Consider the following 19,868-nt stretch of genomic DNA (forward strand, 5'->3'; position numbering starts at 1 on the left):
GGTTCCTCCTTAGTTTGCTTCCAAACGACGAGAGATGGCTGTCAAGATGACGGCAATGATGACCATGATCCCACCGACCCACGGTGTGTGGACGAGTCCGATTGAATCGGCGACGAGTCCGCCGATTGTCGCACCAAGGGCGATCCCGATGTTGAAGGCCGCGATGTTGAGTGCGGATGCGACATCGACAGCAGCCGGTACATATTTTTCAGCCAATTGCACGATATACAGTTGAAGTCCAGGCACGTTCATGAAGGCAAGGAGACCCATCAAGACGATGGCAATGAGACCTGCCACTTTGAACGGAATCATGAACGACATGAGAATCATGACGGCAGCGTGAACGATGAACATATAGAACAATGCTTTCGCCGGGTTTTCGTTGGCGAGTTTTCCACCGACCGAGTTCCCGATAGCGACCGCGATTCCGTAAACGAGTAAGACGACACTAATCAAGCTAGGGCTAATTTTTGTCACGTCTTGCATGATGGGTGTCAAGTACGTGAAGGCGACGAACGTTCCGCCATAACCGAGTGCTGTGATCAAGAATCCGAGCATGAGACGACCGTTCGTGAGTAATTTCTTCATATCAGAGAACTTCGCTGGTGGTGATTGTTTCAAATCATTCGGAATCAAGAAGAAACTTGCGATGATTGAAACGACACCGAGTGCTGCGACGGCGAAGAATGTGGCGCGCCATCCGAACGCTTGTCCGATGAAGGTACCGAGTGGGACCCCTGTGACGGTCGCGACAGTTAAACCTGTGAACATGAGTGCGATGGCACTCGCTTTTTTATGCGGGGGTACGAGCTGTACGGCAATCGTTGCCCCGATTGAGAAGAAGACACCATGCGAGAACGCAGTGATAAATCGGGCGACGATCAAGAGTTCAAAACTTGTCGACATGGCAGAGACCAAGTTTCCGCCGATAAAGACGACCATCAGTGCCATGAGTAACGTCTTGCGGTTCATTCGGTTCGTCAGTGCCGTTAAAATCGGTGCACCGACGGCGACGCCAATGGCATATCCCGAAATAATGAGACCCGCGAGTGTGATCCCAATGTTTAAGTCACTTGCGATGGATGCGAGCAATCCGACAGGGACGAACTCGGTCGTCCCGATGCCGAAAGCGCTAATGGCAAGGGCGAGTAACGCCAATCCTCCATTTTTAGGTGCCTGTTCTTCAACAGGTTGTGAAATAGGTTGATTCATGAGTAGTTCCTCCTAGTTGATGAAAAATGGTGTGGAAGACGAGGGCCCTTCGTCTCCCGATAGCAAAGACATCTCACTTTCCTCTATTTGTTCAGTACGGTCGAAAAAGCACCTTACCGTCTCAAGAGGGTTCTACGAGCGAAATGAACTTGTATTGATTTGCTATAGTTGCTATCATAAGGGCATGAAAACCGTTTGAGAAGTACGTACTTTAAAGTGCGGTAGGCACCAAAAAGTGCCTATGGGAGAAATGGAGGAAATGATATGCCATATAATATTCCGGTCGAAGCGACACTTGACGTCATCGGTGGTAAATGGAAAGTCGTCATCATGTGTCACTTGATCAAAGGAGAGCGTCGGACGAGTGAGCTGCGTAAACTCATGCCGAACATCACCCAGAAGATGCTCACCCAACAATTGCGTGAGCTGGAAGCGGACGGGGTCGTCGTGCGTACGGTGTACGAACAAGTTCCACCGAAAGTCATCTACTCACTCTCAGAGTATGGATGGTCACTTAAACCGATTTTAGACGCCATGTGCGCCTGGGGCGAGTGCCATATCGACCAGTCTGGAGAAGAGGTCATTTCATAACAATCACGGTCGTCCATAGAGGGCGACCGTTTTTTGTGTGGGGAAGTCGGGTACAGGGACAGAGACAAGGAGGGTTTTTAGAATGGACTTGAAAACTTTTTTGTTTACAGATGACGGCTCAATCCCGAATCATCCCGATTATCCGGCGCTTCTCTATCGTGGTGTCTTTGATGACCCGAGCGGGATGCAGGAAACGTTCGCTCATAATGAATGGACGAACAGTTGGGTGAACGGGGTGTTCGATTATCATCACTATCACAGCAACACGCATGAAGTGTTGGGCGTATTACATGGTGAGGCGACCCTTCAACTCGGAGGAACGAATGGTGATCTCGTACGCGTCAGTGCAGGTGATGTCCTCGTCTTGCCGGCGGGAACAGGACATCGGCGCATCGAGGCGAGCGAAGACTTTCAAGTCGTCGGGGCATACCCGGACGGTCGTGACTATGACACATTGACTGGGAAGACGGAAGAACGACCGGACAATATAAAGCGAATCGAACAAGTCGAGAAACCGACGTTCGACCCTGTCTTCGGGACGACGGGACCGTTACATGAAGCATGGATAAAGGAGGAAACGTTATGAATCAACGACTACCACATTCTTTATTACTCGCGGCATTGAAACAAAACGTCGTCGAATTGAAAGATGGACGGGAGATGCGTGCACTCGGGCAAGGGACGTGGCGTATGGGAGAAGAGAAGTCGAAGCATGACGCTGAGGTGGAGGCGCTTCGGACAGGACTCGACTGCGGACTCCATGTCATCGATACGGCTGAGATGTACGGGGAAGGAGAGTCGGAGAAGTTGGTCGGCGAAACCATTCAAGATCGACGCGAAGACGTCTTTCTCGTCTCGAAAGTGTATCCATACAACGCGTACGGCGACAAACTCGTCAAAGCGTGCGACGCGTCACTCGAACGACTCGGGACTGACTATCTTGACCTTTACTTACTCCATTGGCGAGGGGATGCCCCGCTCGAGGAGACGATTCAAGGGATGGAACAGCTCAAGGCAGAAGGCAAGATTCGGGCGTGGGGCGTCTCAAACTTCGACGTCGAGGATATGAAAGAGTTGCTGTCTCTGCCTAATGGAGACAACTGTGCGGTCAACCAAGTGCTCTATCATCTCGGCAGTCGAGGGATCGAGTATGACCTGCTTCCATATCTAAAAGAACAAAGGATCCCGGTCATGGCGTACGCACCGCTTGCCGAGGGAAGTGACGTGAAAAAAGATGTCTTCGAAAACGAAACGATCAATCGGATCGCGGAGGCGTATAGTGCCTCGGTCGCCCAAATCTTACTCGCCTGGACGATTCGGAGCGGACATGTGATTGCCATCCCGAAAGCGGGTCGGGCCGAGCACGTCGAGGAGAATGCGGCAGCCCTCTTGCTCGATTTGAGTGAGGAAGACTTTGCGGCGCTCGATGAAGCATTCCCACCACCGACGACAAAACAACCGCTAGATGTCATTTAATGATGTGAACTGGACCAATCAAAGGTCCAGTTTTTCTTTTGCCGAAATCGATTGTCGGTTTCGTGTTGCGGGTAAATAAAGGAAGGACTTGCTTGTGTAAAGGAGACTGATACGACAAGGGAGCTGAAAACCAAATGGAACAGACGTATACCGCCGAAGAATTCAAAGACAAAATGTATTCAAATTTGAAAGTAAGGCCGAGTGATTCCGTCATTTTGATGTGCTCCATCTTTATCGCATCCATTGGACTCAATATGAACTCCATTCCCATCATTATCGGGGCGATGTTAATTTCGCCACTCATGACACCAATCTTGAGTATCGGTCTCGCCTTGTCGCTCTACGATATGAAGCTCCTTCGAGCAGGTGTTCGTTTACTGCTCGTCCAAGTCGCGGTCAGTCTCACCGTTGCGACCATCTATTTTGCCATCTCCCCAATCACCTATGCGAGTAATGAAATCATCGCGCGGACCGAACCGACGATTTGGGATGTCATCATCGCCTTCGCCGGGGGAACCGCCGGGATTATCGGGGCGCAAAAGAAAATGAGTAACAACATTGTTCCGGGTGTCGCCATCGCGACCGCCTTGATGCCACCGTTATGTACGGTCGGTTATTCGATTGCAACACGCAATCTCGACTACTTAATCGGGTCGAGCTACCTGTTCGTCATCAACTGTGCGTTCATCGCCATCGCGACATTCATCGGGGTCAAGTTCATGGGCATCTCTCAAGTGTTGACGAAACAGGATGCGAACCATAAAAAAATCAATCGACTTCTCATTGCCTTATCTGTCCTCATCGTCGTTCCGAGTATCTTTTCGGCCGCGACGCTCGTTCAAGATAGCATCGTCCGGACGGGAATCAATAACTTCATCGAAGAAGAGTTTTCAGACGCCATTATTATCAGTCAGGACTACCAGGAAGATGATGATTTGCTTCTCGTGACGACGACAGGGAAACGGTTGACCGAAGAAGAACTTGCCGACATCGAATCGCGTCTGCCGGACTACGGGCTTCGTACCATCGAACTCTCGGTGACGCAAGTCCCGGACTTGAACGGATTGTCCGGAGAGAAGGTAGCTGAATTGCTTCAAAAATATTTAGAAAGTCGCCTCCAACAGTTCAATCTGTTCGACAGCCGTCAAATTGATTTAGAGGACTTGCCGTTCGAACTACAGAACGAAATAAACCCAAACTAAAAGACCATCGATTTTTTCGATGGTCTGACTTGTTAGTTTGCGAGTGGGTGTTTCAAGAGATAGTCTTCGATTTGATCGATTGTTTCTTTCAACACGCCGTCTGCGAATGGCGATTTGAGACCAGCCAGTTCGACGAGTTCGAGGAACGAGCGGCTTCCGCCTGCCTGACAGAGTGTGAGGTAATCGTTCCATGCCGCTTCACGGTCTTCATGCATGCGCACCCAGAACTGGAACGCACAGACTTGCGCGAGCGTATAGTCGATATAGTAGAACGGACTTTGGAAGATATGTCCTTGTTGGTGCCACCATGCACCTGATTCGAGATAGTCGTTCGTCTCATAATCGCGGTGCGGAAGGTATACCTTCTCCAAGTCGCGCCACGCCTGACGACGCTCGGCAGCTGTCATGTCCGGATTGCGATAGACGACGTGTTGGAACTCGTCAACGAGCACGCCGTACGGAAGGAAAGTCATGCTACCAGCCAAGTGGTTGAACTTATACTTATCGACTTGGTCGCCGAAGAAGAGTTCCATCCATGGCCAACAGAAGAATTCCATCGACATCGAATGAATCTCGCACGCCTCGTATGTCGGGAAAGCGTATTCCGGAGTCGTCAAATGGCGGCTCTCGTACACTTGGAAGGCGTGACCGACTTCGTGTGTGAGGACGTCGATGTCTCCGGCTGTCCCATTGAAGTTCGAGAAGATGAACGGGAGACCTTCAGAAGGCAAGTACGTGCAATATCCGCCGCCAGCTTTACCTGGTTTCGCCGTCAAATCGAGGGCGCCGCGTTCTTGCATGTATTGGAAGAACTCGTCTGTCTCGTTCGAGAGTTCCTGATACATCTTGTTGCCGCCTTCGATGATGAACGACTCATCCCCTTGAGGCGTCGCGTTACCGTCTGGGAAGACGAACGACTCATCGTAATAATAGAGATGGTCGACACCGATGCGTTTCGCCTGCTTCTCTTTTAACGCAGAAGCGAGCGGGACGATGACGTCGCGGACTTGTTTGCGGAAGTTGTCGACCATCGACTCGTCATATCCGACGCGTTGCATACGGGCATAACCGAGTTCAACAAATGATGGGAAGCCGAGCGCGTGTGCGATTTCTGTACGCACGCGTACGAGTTCTCCGTAAATCCGGTCGAGCTCGTCACCGTTGTCAGAAAGGTATGTATAGCGGGCAACGGATGCGGCTTTACGGACATCGCGGTCAGGTGACTGAAGGTATGGACCGAACTGTGACAAGTTGAGTGTCTTGCCGTCAAATTCAATCTGTGCTGCTGACATGACCTTTTGATAAGCCGTCGCGAGGCGGTTCTCTTCCTGCAATTTCGGGATGAGCGACTCCTCGAATGTCTCGAGTGCACGCTCGGCGAGAGAGAACAACTGGCTACCCCATTCCGCTTCGAGTTCAGAACGGAGCTCGTGGTTCGTCAAGACGCGGTAGTATGCTTGAATCTCTTTCTCATAGACCGGTAGTGCATCGTCGAAGAAAGATTGTTCTTCTTCATAAAAAGCGTCGCGTGTGTCGACCGAGTGTCGGATCGCGACGAGTTGACTTTGTGTCTCAAAGTCGTTCCGTTCCTTGTTGATTTGACGAATGAGTTCATTCGCTTCCTCTAGTGTGCTCGCTTGCTGTAATTCGGCAGAATAGTCCGACAATCTGCTGTTCAAAGCATCCAAGTCGGGTCGTTCATATGACAATTTTGTGAAAGTCGTCATTGTAAGCGCCTCCATCGTGTGAAATTTTTATAAAGTGTAAAAAGGGCTTGCAAAAGCGATTGCACACTCGTATTCTTACGATGTGTAAAACGATTTCGCACTACCTTATATCTACTATACCGTTAATAAGGTAGGGATTGAAGTTTTAGCTTTTCGGGTATAAAAGTGAAGACTTCGATTCAATAGAACATGTTGGAGGGATTAAGCTATGGGATTCTTTAAAAAACTATTTGGTGGTAAAGAAGAACAACTCAACGCGGTTTCACCGCTTACAGGAAAGGTCGTCGACATCACGAACGTACCGGACCAAGTATTCTCACAAAAAATGATGGGTGACGGAATTGCGATCGAGCCGACTGAAGGCAAAGTCGTTTCACCAGTTAGCGGAACAATCGCAACGGTATTCCCGACGAAACACGCGATCGGTATCAACGCGGACAACGGTGCAGAGTACTTGATCCACATCGGTTTGGATACGGTAAACCTTAAAGGTGAAGGCTTCGAGACACACGTCACAGAAGGTCAGTCTGTCAAAGCAGGCGACCCGCTCGTCACGTTCGACCTCGACTTCATCAAAGCGAACGCTCCATCGACAATCACTCCGATCATCATCACGAACCATGACAGCTTCGGCGTGAACAAACTTGTCGCAGAAGGCGACACGGTGACAGCTGGATCTTCAGAAGTCGTCGAATTGACGAAGAAATAAGAGAACGATCATGACTCGGGAGCCTATGCTTCCGAGTATTTTTTTGTGAATTCGGGAATTATAATGAAGAGAGGGAAGGGGGAAATGAGATGGATGGTAAAAATGCACCATACCGGGGATACGGGGACCGGATTCGAATCTTGCGAGAGCGGGCTGGATTATCGATTGAGACGCTTGCGGAACAAATCGGCGTCGCCCCATATTTTATTCGACGTACGGAACTGAGTGAGGTCTATCCGACGATGCCTTACATAGATGCGCTCGCAGAAGCTCTGCGCATCGATTCCAATTATTTGGCGCGTCACATTTGGACGGGAGAGTCGCTCAAAGTGTTGATGCGAGGGAAAGTACCCGAAATCGAACAGATGAAACTCGCCTATGAAGAGGCGATGCACGGGAAGTCCGTCGAGGAGATGCAACGACAACTCGAGGAGCGGATGCGCATCTTCGACTTGATGCATGAAGAGGAATTGCAGCGAATCTTTGAAGAGGACGAAGAGCCGACGTCGCACCACGCCCTCGAAGCACTCGTCGACGCAGTCCTTGACCTCGGTCGGTCCCATGACACCAATCGACACATCGTCCCGTTCGCTCGCTATGTGGAACGACTCGTCCCCGACCAGTTCGCGGACAACTCCTTCCAATATGCAGAGTACGGTGTCGTAGACAAATCATATAAATTGCAATGATCGTGAACGAAAAAATGACCAGGAGAATTACTCTCCTGGTCATTTCCATTCATCAGCGCATCGGACGCGCTTCGTAGCGTACTTTCGGACGAGTGCCGGCAAGTAAAAAGCCGAGCACGATATTCAAGATTGTGAGCACCCATCCGACATACCCGAACGTGTAAGCGAGACTCGCCAGCACCGTTTGCCAGTCGAGCAGAGCTGCTGCGTCGCCGCGGAATGTAAAGCGGATGACGGTGAAGCCAATGAGTGTCGTTGCAGTAATCATGATGCCGATCCATGCGCCACCGAAGCGAGACGTTTGTGGACGTCTGCTGACCGGATACCAAAACGCGAGCGTTCCGATAAACGTACTACCTGCATACGCAAGCAGGATTTGCCATAACGCATCCGCGTCTAAGAAGACGGTATAACAGATGAACGTCGTGAGCGTCGTCATAAACGTAAAGATTAAGGCCGCGAGTAATCGTGATCGCATAGTTCGTTTTCCTCCTCATTTTGCACATTCTTTAGAGTAAACGAAAACGAATTTGCTGTAAACGTTATTGGCGGTTTTGTAATATTTGTCGCCATTGTTTAATGGCGTTCGTTCCATAGAATAAGACACCACCACGATAGAATTTCGAGCCGATCCAAAGCGTCACACCGATCGTTCCGATGAGTAAGCCAATCGAGAGCGCGACTTCCCACACAGCCACATCGACGAGCATGACCCGAAGGAACATGAGCATCGGGGCAAAGAACGGGACGAAGGAGAGAATCGTCACGATGGTCGCATCTGGATTGTTCAAGCCGAACATCGCCACTAAGAATGCTGCGACGAGAAGCATGATGACCGGCATGACCATCTGTTGGGATTCTTCGACGCGGCTGACGAGTGAGCCGAGGACGGCGAAGAGTGACGCGTACAACAAGTAGCCGAGTAGGAAGAAGACGAGTAAGTAGATGACAGCTCGCGCATTCCCGGCGTTTTCGATGACGGTCGTCGCTAACTCACTGCCGCTCGCGCTGACATAACCAAACCCGAGGAAAATCCCGATCTGGATGAGGGCGAGTGTCCCGATGGCGGACACCTTGGCGAGCATGTGCGTCACCGGATGCGTCGTCGAGATGATCAGCTCCATAACACGCGACGACTTCTCGGTCGTCACTTCTGTCGAAATCATCGATCCGTACGTAATGATCGAGATGTAAAGGAGCATCAACATGACATAGACGAGTGCCGAAGACGAAAGCAGCTCATCCGAGTTCTCGCCTCCGCGCCCGAGATACGACTCATCGAGTTGAATCGGTTCACTGAGAGCCGTGATGACGGCCGGGTCGACATCGGCTGATTCGATCAACTCCGCATTACGCAATTGTTGAAGCGACGTTTGCAAGATGGTCGTGAATTCCTGCTCAGGGCGTTCCGAGATGACACGTGCGTCGTAACCGTCGACAAAAGCAACGACTCCGTATTCGCCGTCATTGATTTCGGCGCGTGCCTCTTCTTCGGTGATGTCACTCGTGGCAACGTCTTCATAGCCGAGCGACTGCATCGTATCGACGAGCGCTGTGTTTTCCGTTACGACGAGGGCGCTCGCTTGCTCCGAATCCTCGAACGAGGACATGATGCGGTCGATGTTCGTGAATCCGAAGATGAAAAGAATCGTCAACGCTGTCGAGATGACGAACGCTTTTGAACGGATCCTCGACTTGAGGGTGAATGCATAGAGCGGTTCAAAGTTATGAAACATGCTGTCCGACCTCCTTGATAAAGATGTCATTGAGCGATACCGGTTGGCGCATGAACGTCTTCACGTTTGCCTGATGGCGAACGAGTGTCGATAGGACGACGTCGCTATCATCAAATGAATGTAGACGTACTAAATGACCGGACTTATACGGCTCGATCGTTTCGATGACCGGGAGTGATTCGAGCACGTGAATCTGGTCCGTCTCGATGAAGAGGGCTGGCTCGGCGTAACGCGACTTGATGGAGGGTACGTCACCACTGACGACGGCACGTCCACCTTTCAAGATGCCGACATGTTGACAGAGCTCTTCGACATGTTCCATCCGGTGACTCGAGAAGACGATGGTCGTTCCGGCGTCACGCAAAGCGAGCACCTCGCGTTTCAGAATCTCGACGTTGACTGGATCGAGTCCACTGAACGGCTCATCTAAGATGACGAGCTCGGGGTTGTGGAGCAGCGCGGCCACGAGTTGGATTTTCTGCTGATTCCCTTTTGACAGTTGCTCGACGCGCATCGTCTCATACTGGGGAATCTCTAGCCGTTCGAGCCATGATTTGACCGCACGTTTGGCATCGTTTGAACGCATGCCTTTCAAACTGGCTAAAAAGACGAGTTGTTCGCGTACTTGTGACTTCGGGTATAGTCCTCGTTCCTCGGGTAAATATCCGACAATCCGATGGTCGACCGCTTTGCCGTTCCACGTGATGCTTCCATCGGTCGGTTTCAAAATGTCGAGGATCATCCGGAACGTCGTTGTCTTGCCGGCACCGTTCGCTCCGAGAAGACCAAACATTTCTCCTTGTGGCACGCGGAACGTGAGGTCGTCGACAGCGGTGAAGTCACCGAATTCTTTGGTGACTCGTTCAATCTGTAATGCCATGTTCTTATACCTCCTTAGAATGTCTCTCTTCTTATCGTACGCCACCGTGAGCAAAAAGTTTCACTTTTTCTGGCAAATGATTTATCTTGAAATCAAGATAATAAAGGAGGATGACAATGAATACGCAGTCTACAGGCATCCATCATATTTCATCGATGGTACAAGACCCACAACGTACGCTTGATTTTTATGGACAAGTACTCGGTCTTCGCTTCGTGAAGCAGACCGTCAATTTTGATGACCCGGGCACGTATCATCTCTATTTCGGGGACGAGGTCGGGACACCGGGAACCGTGATTACCTTCTTCCCAATCCCTGGGTTAGGTAAAGGACAGGTTGGGAGCGGTCAAGTCGGCGTGACGACATATCTCGTGCCGGCAGGAAGTTTACCGTTTTGGGAAGAAAGATTACAACAGCATGGAATTGCGACCGTCGCCACGGAACGGTTCGAGGAGCCGTCACTTCTGTTTGAAGACCCGGATGGACTCGTCGTCGAACTCGTTGCGCGACCGACGACGAAACAGACGCGCTGGGTCATCCCAGGCGTCACGAAGGATGAGGCGATCGTCGGATTCGCGGGCGCGACATTATTATCAAAAGCACCAGACGAGACCGTACGCTTGTTGACGGAACTGTTTGGATTTGAACGAGTCGGAGAAGACGAGGAATGGGTACGTCTGAAAGGGACGGCTGACTATGGGAACGTCATCGACGTCAAAAAGACGATTCTTCCGAACGGTGTGCCCGGAACGGGTACGGTCCACCATATCGCTTGGCGGGTCGCGGACGGTGAACACTATCCGACGTGGCAAGACGCCATCTTTGACCTTGGATTGAGACCGACCGAAGTGAAAGAACGGAACTATTTCCGCTCGGTTTATTTCCATGATGCCGGACGGATCTTGCACGAACTCGCGACAGACGTACCTGGGTTCACCGTGGACGAGTCCATCGACACGCTCGGTGAGACGTTACGCCTACCATTATGGCTTGAAGCGGACCGCGACAAGATTGTGCGCACGCTACCAACGATTACAATTCCGAAAGGAGAACGGATATGATTCATCAATTCATTCAAGGAACGAAAGAGACGACGCTCGTCTTATTGCACGGAACAGGGGGGAGCGAGCAAGACTTGATCCCGCTCGCAAAAGAGTTATCACCGGAATCGAACGTCCTGACGCTACGAGGGGACGTCCTTGAGAATGGGATGACCCGCTTCTTCCGTCGTCACGCGGAAGGCGTGCTCGACCTCGAAGATTTAAAGAAACAGACAGAACGCTTCCTTCAGTTTTTAGATGATGCGGCAGCGGAATATGGAATCAAACGCGACAAGATGATCCCAATCGGATATTCGAACGGGGCGAACTTGATCGGATCGGCACTATACCGTCAACCAGCATTCGCCGCTTCACTCTTGTTCCATCCGATGGTCCCGGACCGTTCGCTCACATTGCCTGACTTGTCAGGTACGAACGTATTCATCTCGGCAGGTGAGCGCGATCCGATTTGCCCGAAAGCAGAAACAGAAGAGCTGACATCGACACTCCGGAATGCCGGAGCGGACGTCGAGCTCTTCTATCATACGGGTGGGCATGAAGTGCGCATGGAAGAAGTCGAGGCGGCACGGACATGGATCGCCGCTCACCTCGACTAATTCGTTCAAGCCATTTTTTTCGGTTTGTTCGGACGAGAATAGACGACGAGGACACCTCGGTCAATCAAATAGGCGGCGAATAAGCGTTTCGCTTCCTCAGCATGCACGGTTCGGTCGATTTGGATATACAATCGGCCGAGCTTTTTTTGTGAGGTTCGCGTGAGCAACCAGATCGAGTCGAGCGTATACTGCCAGCTCTGAAGCGTATCGCCACCGATGTATAAGTACCGGTTTTGGGTGCGCTCGAGCAGATAGTTGAGCCACCATACGTCACGGACCAATTTGGCGCACACACCGAGCGCGAACGTGAGACCGAGGAAGGCCATACTAGACAACACAGGATGAATGGCAGAGAACCCGTTACGGACCGACTCAAAGGCCACCATCAGTAGCCCGACGGAAAAGCTGCTGATTAACCACCAGAATCCGAAGTTAGAGAATGAACGTTTCGGGTCGTGCACCATATGATGTCGATTCCGGATGATCGAAGCCATTCTCTCCACCTCCTTTATTAGAATATTCTGAATATTTAGTAACACTACTATACTATACTCTACCCAATCCCGTCTATTTGAATACGCCCACAACGTGCTGAATCGTGAGGATTTTTTGACGTTTCGGCTTGCAATACGCGAATTATGGGAATGATGACAGTGAAGACATGAAAATTTTGTTGAAACGTAATTTCACTTGGCGAGGGAATCGATTATGATAGGTGAGGGATTTTTCCATCTGACCTTCCATGCAGTCCGTGTGCGAATTGAACGTGAAAACATGAAGGTCAGCTTCATCGCAATCATCATAAAGAACTAGAGGGAATGTTATGAGAAATTATTGGTATGACAATATTAAGGGAGTACTCGTCTTACTCGTCGTGTTCGGTCACTTGTTGACGGACGTCCGCGGCGTGTATGACGACATTCTTCCGAAGTGGGTGTATTTGTTCCTGTACACCTTCCATATGCCGTTATTCATTATGCTAAGCGGTTACTTCTATCGGGAGAACCGTTATTTACGTGTGATTCAGTTGTTCGTTGTCTACGTCATCTGGCAAGTCATTCTCGGGTCGTGGTTCGCTTTCACAGAAGGCATCCCGATTTTCTCGCTGGAGAATCCGGGGCTGAATCTGTTGAAACCGTATTGGGCACTTTGGTATTTGATGGCAATCATCTTCTGGTACATCATTACCCCGTACGTGACGCAGCTGAAAGGGTATGTGCTATACGCACTCCTATTTGCGCTCTTGTTCGGGTTCCAGGCAGAGGCGACCGGCTATTTCGCGTTACGAAAAGTGATCATGTTCTATCCGTTCTTCTTGATCGGGAACTGGATGTCCGAACGGAACACACTCAACTTCTTCGAGCTACCGAAACGGGCCGAACAACGGAACCGTTACCGAATTGGGGGAGCGATTGTCTTTGTCACGTTGACGATTGGCCTATTGGTTTCCATGCGCGTCCAACAGGCCGACGCGTTCTATCACATCGGAAACTTGTTCAAGTTCCGCTTCGCTTATGATACGGCGGTGCCGGAGGCAATGTGGAGCGGACCGTTCGCTTTCTTGATCGTCTATACGGTGTCACTTCTCATGTCGATCAGTTTCGCGCTCATCATTCCGGGACGAAAACTACCAATCTTCTCGAGGGCAGGACGATATAGTTTGTATGTCTATCTCGTTCACGTCTTCTTCGTGGTCGCTTGGAAAGCGTTCGTGCCGGCTGGATTCATGCCGACGTCGTGGATGCAATTGCTCGTCTTGTTCGGTGTCGCATTCGTGATGGTACTCGTGATTATCAGTCCGCCGATGGTTCGTCTCTTACGTCCGCTCGTCGAGATTGACGTGAGGCGCGTACAAAATACGAAAGGTGTGAAAGGGTAAAGTCTTTTCTAAACGCTTCATTTCCGCTACACTTTATAAAGAGGAAACGAAACTAGAGTTAAGGAAGTGACCCTATGCCATACGAAAATGGAATGCACAGCACAGAAGGTGACGTGAACGTCTCACGTCACGTCGTAGAAATGATTGCCGCAGTCGCGGTCAAAGAAACGAAACACGTATCGTTCACGCAAGAAGACACGAAATTGTCAGAACGTGCGCTCATGAAGCATGTGAAAGTCGATGAGTCAGAAGAAGGCATCACGATCAACTTGTCACTTTATATCGCATATGGGCAGTCGATCATTAAAACGGTGACGGCGGTTCAAGAGCGAATCACGCAAGATATGGATACGATGCTTGCGATGACACCACGTTCGGTGAACGTGAAAGTCGTAGGGATCCAACTGTAAATGAGAGGGGAGAGCAGAGAGCCCTTCTCTTTTTTTGATTTTTGCGAAAACGGTTGCATCAAGATAACGTTTTCATTTATAATAGAAATCGAACAAGTGCAACCGTTTGCATCATTGACCAAACGTGCGACGGGTACTTGTCAAGTTCCCTAAATGTAGTCTGACGACACAAGCATTTGAAGGAAAGGCGGAAAGCATGTATGTTAACGATTGAAGCAGTGATTTTCGATTTGGACGGTGTCATCACTGACACGGCAGAGTACCATTACCTCGCTTGGAAGCAGCTCGGTGAAGAACTCGGAATTCCATTTGACCGCGAATTCAACGAAACGCTCAAAGGGGTGAGTCGGACTGAATCGCTCGAGCGGATCCTTGCGCTCGGCGGAAAACAGAACGACTTCACGCCGGAAGAGAAAGAAGAACTCGCTCAAAAGAAAAACGAGCATTACGTTGAACTCATTCAACATATCTCATCTGACGATCTTCTTCCTGGCATCGTTTCATTCTTGGATGAAATCAAAGAGGCGGGACTTAAAATCGGAATGGCGTCTGCTTCAAAGAACGCATTTGCGGTTGTTGACGCACTAGGTGTCCGTCATTACTTCGACCATATTGTCGATGCAGCAACTGTCGCCCAGTCAAAACCACACCCCGAAGTGTTTTTGAAAGCCGCTTCTGCCCTTGGCGTGAAACCCGAACTCGCCATCGGCGTTGAAGACGCGGCTGCCGGCGTAACTGCAATCAAAGCGGCAAACATGTTTGCTGTCGCCGTCGGGGAAGAATCGATGCTTGGTCATGCAGACCTCATCGTTGCTTCTACCGACGAACTTTCACTCGACCGCATCCTCGACCGCGCTCGCGTGTAATAGACTACAATCATCTTCCGTGAGACGGCGACTGCCCCGAACAGTCGCCGTCTTTTTCTATTGAATCAAAAGTCCCGAATAGACAATATTGTCCAAAAACAGATGACAAATCCGTTACAAATCCGTTACAATTCTAAAAGAGATATTTTTGTAAATAATTTATATAAATAGAATTATAGATTTGAATTGTATATGGAAGGGGATTTGTGCATGGAATTTACTAATAAGAATGAGCATATTTATCGAGAATTGTTAGAAATTGAAGAGTCATATCGACAACTCCAACAACGTGCAGAATATTTAGTTTCTGAATTGAATCGAGACGAAGATCGAGAAACGGCATTCTCGGAAATGTCGAAACGCTTACGCCCACGACGTGTCAATCAACGTTATCCGTTAGATGTGTATGTTCATCAAGTGACCGACTTATTAAAAGAACGACAAACCATGAGTGTACGTGATATCCAAATGGAACTTGAACTTCGATATCGTCATCACATCAGTAACATCTACCAATTGATGGTGAAAATCGAAGGGGTCAACCCAGAGATCAAAAAGATTGGCCGCGGCCTCTATACATACGAGCCAGTAACAGATAAAGAGGCAGTGACACATTCATAATCTTGAGTCGATGGGGAGAGCACCCATCGGCTTTTTGTTGTAAACGGACTGATAACAACTCATCGATTCAAAATATGATATAATTCGCCAGAGTCTATTTTTTTGAGAGAGGAACTGTCGGCCCATGCTATGGATTGCCATGTTGGTCAGTTTTGTAATGGCCATCTTGATTACACCGCTCGTTCGTCGATTCGCATTCTTTATCGGTGCAGTCGATCATCCGAACGCACGAAAAGTACATTTACGGACGATGCCACGAATCGGTGGTCTGGCGATTTTCATCGCCTTCTTCATCGGCTATGCGCTACTGCTTCCGACGAGTCGTTATAATGACGCCATCTTGATCGGGGCCGTCGTGATTCTCCTGACCGGACTGATCGATGATCGTTTCCAGCTCTCTGCCCGTGTGAAGTTGATGGGGCAGATGATTGCGACGGTCATCGTTTTGAACTCTGGGATGCGCATCGAGCTCGTCAATCTCCCGTTTGATCAGCAACTGTATCTCGGGTCATGGAGCATCCCGGTCACGGTTCTCTGGTTGATCGGGATTACGAACGCGATCAACTTGATTGACGGACTCGACGGTCTAGCCGCAGGTGTCTCAAGTATCGCCCTCGGAACGATTGCCGTCCTGGCAATCATTCAAGGGAACGTCTATTTGACGATGATGGCTTTGTTGTTGCTCGCGAGCACGCTCGGCTTTCTCGTCCACAATTTCTACCCGGCGAAAATTTTCATGGGGGACACGGGAGCGCTGTTTCTCGGCTATATGCTCGCCGTCTTCTCACTGATTGGTTTTAAGAATGTGACGTTGTTTTCACTCGTCGTCCCGGTCCTCTTGCTCGGGTTGCCGATTTCGGATACGATTTTCGCAATCGTGCGTCGGCTCGTTCAAGGTCGACCGCCGATGTCGCCGGACAAATCGCATATGCACCACCAGTTGATTGACATGGGGTTTACGACGCGCCAAGCCGTTCTGCTCATGTATGGGATGACGCTATTCTTCGGCATCTCATCGATCTTGTTTGCGAAGACGACAATGCTCGGTGCCGTCATCACGTTCATCGTGGTTCTGATCGTCATCGAATTGATTGTCGAATCGACGGAACTCATTCATCCGAACTATAAACCCATCATCCGAACGTCTCGGCGACTACTTGGTCGACCGCGAACATAAACAAACGGCCGATATCGCCTAGCGATATCGGCCGTTTGTGTTAGTAAATCGTTGTCTCGGTCATCGAGTCATCTGTTTCATCGGTTGACGGTTCGTCCGCTGTGACGGGCATTCCAAGCTCCGTTTGGAGAAGGGCTTGCGCGTCTCGTAGGTCAGCCGGGTCGAGCTCATAGTAATAGACACCGTTCAACGTCAAATCGGTTCCTTCAAGCGTTTCGCGATTGAAAGACTTGAGCGATTTCGTATACGGTTGAAGCTGCGAGGCTTCCGACAAGGACATATTTGTTCGAATGTTCTCGCCGACCGCGTTCATGATCCTGTTCAACTTGGTGAACGAGTTGATCGTGGTCGCCTCGTTGATGATGGCCTCGATGACTTGTTGCTGTCGACCGGCCCGACCAATGTCGCCGGCAGGGTCTTCTTTTCGCATGCGGGCGTATGCGAGCGCTTCTTTTCCGTTCAAGACTTGAACACCAGGCTCAAGCTCGACATTTCCCGTCGCTTTTCCGGAGATGGGGATGAGTACATCGACTTCGACGCCGCCGACCGCATCGACTAAATCTTCGATTCCATCAAAGTTGATGGTCGCATAATAGTCGATTGGGATGTCGAGCAGATTCTCGACGGTCGAGATGGTCGCATCGATGCCTCCATAGGCGTAAGCGTGGTTAATCTTGTCTTTGAACGGGTCGTTGTCGTCGAGGATGATGTCGACATACGAGTCGCGCGGGATGCTGACGAGTGTCACTTGACGTGATTCCTTGTTGAACGTCGCGACCATCAACGAATCACTTCGACCTTCTTCAAGCGAGGCGCCGCCATCGACCCCTGCTAACAGGACGGAGAAGTGGTCTTTGGTCAAATCGATGGTCTCGTCGCGACGCTCTGACTTGTCGCCACGCTCCAACTCTTTGTTCGCGTTCTCGGCGGTCTCGTTCGCTTTGAAGACAAAATAGCCGAAAGCAGAACCGCCGATCAGCAAGACGACACCCAACACGATGAGGACGATTTTCCAAGGTGACTTTTTCTTGCGTGGGGGTGTTTCCATGTGGATTCCTCATTTCAGTTGTTTCTTTTAGTATAGGCGTTTCAGCGTTTGAAATCACGTTCGATGATGCGGATATCGTGGGTTTGTAGCGCGCCTTGACCGTTTGTCATATCTGTCAGCCAATCGAGCGCTACAGTTGTCTCTTCCACGGGTACTGAAACGTGAAACGTGACGAGGTCGGCGTAAGAGATATCGTCGAGCAAGTAGGTGGACTGTCGCAATTCATTCTCGACTTTGCCGATCCAGGTGTAGTCGACGGTAAGCGTCAATTGTTGCATTTGCAAGCGTTCGACAATCCCGATCGCATCGAGTCCTTCGCTGACGGTCCCACCGTATGCCCGGATGAGCCCGCCTCCGCCTAATTTGATACCTCCGAAATAACGTGTCACGACGACGACCGTGTCTTTGAGATGACGTTTCCGCAACACCTCGAGCATCGGCATGCCCGCTGTACCACTCGGCTCCCCGTCATCGTTCGCTTTCTGGTGCTCGTTTCGTTCCCCAATGATGTAGGCAGAGCAGTTATGGTTCGCGTTCCAATGCTCTTTTTTGATGCCTTGGATAAACGACTGCGCCTCTTCCTCGGTTTCGACACGTTTGAAGTGAGCGATAAATTTTGACTTTTGTATGACGACTTCGTATGTTCCACTTTGTTTTATAGTATAATTTGACTCAATAGACATTTCTGAAAATTCTCCTTTCTATTTTTGAATATTTTTTTTAAAATTCAAGTAGGCACACACGCTTCAATTGGCGAATGCAAATTATAGAAAATCTCTCATGTGCACTGTAAACCTGGTTTCAAGTGGACGATATATAAGGATAGATGAGGATTAACTACCGAACTATTAGGGGATGGCATCGTGAATCATATTACCGATCGGACAGCTTTAGAACATATCATAACAAATATGATTGATACGGTGACGGAAAGTAAAGAGGAGATTGTCCGTATAACCGAAAGTTCATCAACTGAATATTCTGCGATTCAAAACGAGTTGAAAGAATTGACGGATAAAATCGAGTTCTACATCGAGGAGTCCGATCGACTCGACCGACTCGTGAAAGCCGCAAAAGGCAAGCTCGTTCAAGTCAGTAAAAAGTTTCATATACATAGTGAGCAAGAAATTCGTGACGCCTATGAACGGGCGAATCAGATGCAACTGGAGCGGTTTCTCGTTCAAAAAGAAGAGATGGCGGCCCAGCAGCGTCGTAACGATTTAGAACGACGTCTTCTTATTTTAGAGGACACGATCGAACGTGCCGAAAAACTGATTGGTCGTGTCAGCGTCGTCTTGAACTTCTTACGGGACGACCTGCAACAAGAATATTCGGACATGATGAAAAAGCAGGAGATGGCCATCGGTGTATTCGAAGCGGCCGAGCGTGAACGACGTCACCTCGCTCGTGAGATGCACGACGGACCAGCGCAATCGCTTGCCCACATTTTGATTCGTGCCGACTTGATTGAAAAGACGTTTGATAAACGAGGGAAAGATGAAGCGTTTGCCGAATTACATGAATTGAAAAAGTTGATTCGTGGAGCACTCGTCGACGTACGTCGCCTGATTTACGATTTGCGTCCGATGTCGCTTGACGATTTAGGCTTTTTACCGACGCTCGAGCGCTATCTCCACCAAACGGAAGAGTATACGGCCATCAAGACGCGTCTCAACTATCGCGGGTCACGTGCCCGTCTGCCGGAGAAGTTAGAAATCAACGTGTTCCGTCTCGTGCAGGAAGCGGTGCAAAATGCGATCAAGCATGCCAAAACGCCAGAGATTATCGTCAATGTCGAACAGGCGAGCGATGTGATTCACCTTCACATCCGCGACTATGGCATCGGTTTCGAACCGAGTTCGATTGGCGAAGAGTCGTTTGGGATTGTCGGGATGCGTGAGCGAATTGAGTTGGTGAACGGAAGTATCACCATTGACTCGGAAGTCGGCAAGGGGACGGTCGTCCGCATGTCGATTCCGATTCCGTGA

22 protein-coding genes are annotated in these 19,868 nt (G+C 49.9%); 14 read left to right on the top strand and 8 right to left on the bottom strand.

Annotated elements, in window-relative coordinates:
* Positions 1–9: 9 nt before the first annotated feature.
* Positions 10–1,212 carry an MFS transporter gene (locus KNO99_RS04935; RefSeq protein WP_214745833.1) on the bottom strand — a complete coding sequence of 401 codons (1,203 nt, stop codon included), beginning with the start codon at positions 1,210–1,212 and terminating at the stop codon, positions 10–12.
* Positions 1,213–1,476: 264 nt separating this feature from the next.
* Here KNO99_RS04935 and KNO99_RS04940 point away from each other — a divergent pair, with 264 nt between their 5' ends.
* The 4 genes from KNO99_RS04940 to KNO99_RS04955 all read left to right on the top strand — a co-directional run bounded on the left by KNO99_RS04940 (position 1,477) and on the right by KNO99_RS04955 (position 4,481).
* Positions 1,477–1,803, top strand: a complete 327-nt coding sequence (locus KNO99_RS04940) for a winged helix-turn-helix transcriptional regulator (protein WP_012727011.1) — start codon at positions 1,477–1,479, stop codon at positions 1,801–1,803.
* An 82-nt stretch (positions 1,804–1,885) separates the two neighbouring features.
* Positions 1,886–2,389: a cupin domain-containing protein gene (locus KNO99_RS04945; RefSeq protein ID WP_214745836.1), complete on the top strand. Its 504-nt coding sequence runs from the start codon at positions 1,886–1,888 to the stop codon at positions 2,387–2,389.
* Positions 2,386–3,279 (top strand): aldo/keto reductase, encoded by an 894-nt coding sequence (locus KNO99_RS04950; protein ID WP_305794023.1) that lies wholly within the window; start codon positions 2,386–2,388, stop codon positions 3,277–3,279. The genes KNO99_RS04945 and KNO99_RS04950 overlap by 4 nt, the downstream gene beginning before the upstream one ends.
* 134 nt (positions 3,280–3,413) lie before the next feature.
* A complete protein-coding gene (locus KNO99_RS04955; RefSeq protein ID WP_214745840.1) occupies positions 3,414–4,481 on the top strand; it encodes a DUF389 domain-containing protein in 1,068 nt (355 codons plus the stop codon).
* Positions 4,482–4,513: 32 nt separating this feature from the next.
* Here the strand turns inward: KNO99_RS04955 and KNO99_RS04960 are convergent, their stop codons facing one another.
* Positions 4,514–6,208, bottom strand: coding sequence for a M3 family oligoendopeptidase (locus KNO99_RS04960; RefSeq protein ID WP_214745843.1), 1,695 nt, complete (start codon positions 6,206–6,208; stop codon positions 4,514–4,516).
* A 208-nt stretch (positions 6,209–6,416) separates the two neighbouring features.
* Between KNO99_RS04960 and KNO99_RS04965 the strand changes: the two genes are divergently transcribed.
* Both KNO99_RS04965 and KNO99_RS04970 read left to right on the top strand, forming a co-directional pair.
* Positions 6,417–6,917, top strand: coding sequence for a PTS sugar transporter subunit IIA (locus tag KNO99_RS04965; protein WP_012727005.1), 501 nt, complete (start codon positions 6,417–6,419; stop codon positions 6,915–6,917).
* A gap of 89 nt (positions 6,918–7,006) precedes the next feature.
* Complete coding sequence (locus tag KNO99_RS04970; protein ID WP_214745845.1) at positions 7,007–7,606, top strand: helix-turn-helix domain-containing protein; 600 nt, start codon at positions 7,007–7,009, stop codon at positions 7,604–7,606.
* Positions 7,607–7,658: 52 nt separating this feature from the next.
* Here the strand turns inward: KNO99_RS04970 and KNO99_RS04975 are convergent, their stop codons facing one another.
* From KNO99_RS04975 to KNO99_RS04985, 3 genes are all read right to left on the bottom strand, one after another.
* On the bottom strand, positions 7,659–8,084 hold the full coding sequence (locus KNO99_RS04975) for a hypothetical protein (protein WP_214693732.1): 426 nt from the start codon (positions 8,082–8,084) through the stop codon (positions 7,659–7,661).
* A gap of 64 nt (positions 8,085–8,148) precedes the next feature.
* Positions 8,149–9,342 (bottom strand): ABC transporter permease, encoded by a 1,194-nt coding sequence (locus tag KNO99_RS04980; RefSeq protein ID WP_214745848.1) that lies wholly within the window; start codon positions 9,340–9,342, stop codon positions 8,149–8,151.
* Positions 9,332–10,222, bottom strand: a complete 891-nt coding sequence (locus KNO99_RS04985; RefSeq protein WP_214745850.1) for an ABC transporter ATP-binding protein — start codon at positions 10,220–10,222, stop codon at positions 9,332–9,334. Before KNO99_RS04985 ends, KNO99_RS04980 begins: the two co-directional genes overlap by 11 nt.
* A gap of 116 nt (positions 10,223–10,338) precedes the next feature.
* Between KNO99_RS04985 and KNO99_RS04990 the strand changes: the two genes are divergently transcribed.
* Both KNO99_RS04990 and KNO99_RS04995 read left to right on the top strand, forming a co-directional pair.
* Positions 10,339–11,283 carry a VOC family protein gene (locus tag KNO99_RS04990; protein WP_214745853.1) on the top strand — a complete coding sequence of 315 codons (945 nt, stop codon included), beginning with the start codon at positions 10,339–10,341 and terminating at the stop codon, positions 11,281–11,283.
* On the top strand, positions 11,280–11,879 hold the full coding sequence (locus KNO99_RS04995; protein ID WP_214693725.1) for an alpha/beta hydrolase: 600 nt from the start codon (positions 11,280–11,282) through the stop codon (positions 11,877–11,879). Before KNO99_RS04990 ends, KNO99_RS04995 begins: the two co-directional genes overlap by 4 nt.
* 5 nt (positions 11,880–11,884) lie before the next feature.
* Here the strand turns inward: KNO99_RS04995 and KNO99_RS05000 are convergent, their stop codons facing one another.
* Entirely contained in the window at positions 11,885–12,373 is a 489-nt protein-coding gene (locus tag KNO99_RS05000; protein WP_214693723.1) for a hypothetical protein, read from the bottom strand.
* A gap of 329 nt (positions 12,374–12,702) precedes the next feature.
* Between KNO99_RS05000 and KNO99_RS05005 the strand changes: the two genes are divergently transcribed.
* From KNO99_RS05005 to KNO99_RS05025, 5 genes are all read left to right on the top strand, one after another.
* A complete protein-coding gene (locus KNO99_RS05005) occupies positions 12,703–13,758 on the top strand; it encodes an acyltransferase family protein (RefSeq protein WP_214745855.1) in 1,056 nt (351 codons plus the stop codon).
* A gap of 74 nt (positions 13,759–13,832) precedes the next feature.
* Positions 13,833–14,168: an Asp23/Gls24 family envelope stress response protein gene (locus tag KNO99_RS05010; RefSeq protein WP_074033784.1), complete on the top strand. Its 336-nt coding sequence runs from the start codon at positions 13,833–13,835 to the stop codon at positions 14,166–14,168.
* Positions 14,169–14,368: 200 nt separating this feature from the next.
* Complete coding sequence (gene pgmB / locus KNO99_RS05015) at positions 14,369–15,034, top strand: beta-phosphoglucomutase (RefSeq protein WP_214745858.1); 666 nt, start codon at positions 14,369–14,371, stop codon at positions 15,032–15,034.
* 210 nt (positions 15,035–15,244) lie between these two features.
* The gene (locus KNO99_RS05020) at positions 15,245–15,655 is read left to right on the top strand and encodes a Rok-like winged helix domain-containing protein (RefSeq protein ID WP_214745860.1); all 411 of its coding nucleotides are present in this window, start codon (positions 15,245–15,247) and stop codon (positions 15,653–15,655) included.
* A gap of 124 nt (positions 15,656–15,779) precedes the next feature.
* Positions 15,780–16,832 (top strand): glycosyltransferase family 4 protein, encoded by a 1,053-nt coding sequence (locus KNO99_RS05025; protein ID WP_214699601.1) that lies wholly within the window; start codon positions 15,780–15,782, stop codon positions 16,830–16,832.
* A 40-nt stretch (positions 16,833–16,872) separates the two neighbouring features.
* On the opposite strand, the gene KNO99_RS05030 is transcribed toward KNO99_RS05025, so the two are convergent.
* Complete coding sequence (locus KNO99_RS05030) at positions 16,873–17,880, bottom strand: LCP family protein (RefSeq protein WP_214745863.1); 1,008 nt, start codon at positions 17,878–17,880, stop codon at positions 16,873–16,875.
* A 41-nt stretch (positions 17,881–17,921) separates the two neighbouring features.
* On the bottom strand, positions 17,922–18,563 hold the full coding sequence (locus KNO99_RS05035) for a YigZ family protein (RefSeq protein WP_214745866.1): 642 nt from the start codon (positions 18,561–18,563) through the stop codon (positions 17,922–17,924).
* Between the two features lie 180 nt (positions 18,564–18,743).
* Between KNO99_RS05035 and KNO99_RS15480 the strand changes: the two genes are divergently transcribed.
* Complete coding sequence (locus KNO99_RS15480; protein ID WP_214745869.1) at positions 18,744–19,868, top strand: sensor histidine kinase; 1,125 nt, start codon at positions 18,744–18,746, stop codon at positions 19,866–19,868.

Source organism: Exiguobacterium sp. s189 (genome assembly GCF_018617615.1).
GTDB classification, from domain to species: Bacteria; Bacillota; Bacilli; order Exiguobacteriales; family Exiguobacteriaceae; genus Exiguobacterium; species Exiguobacterium aestuarii_A.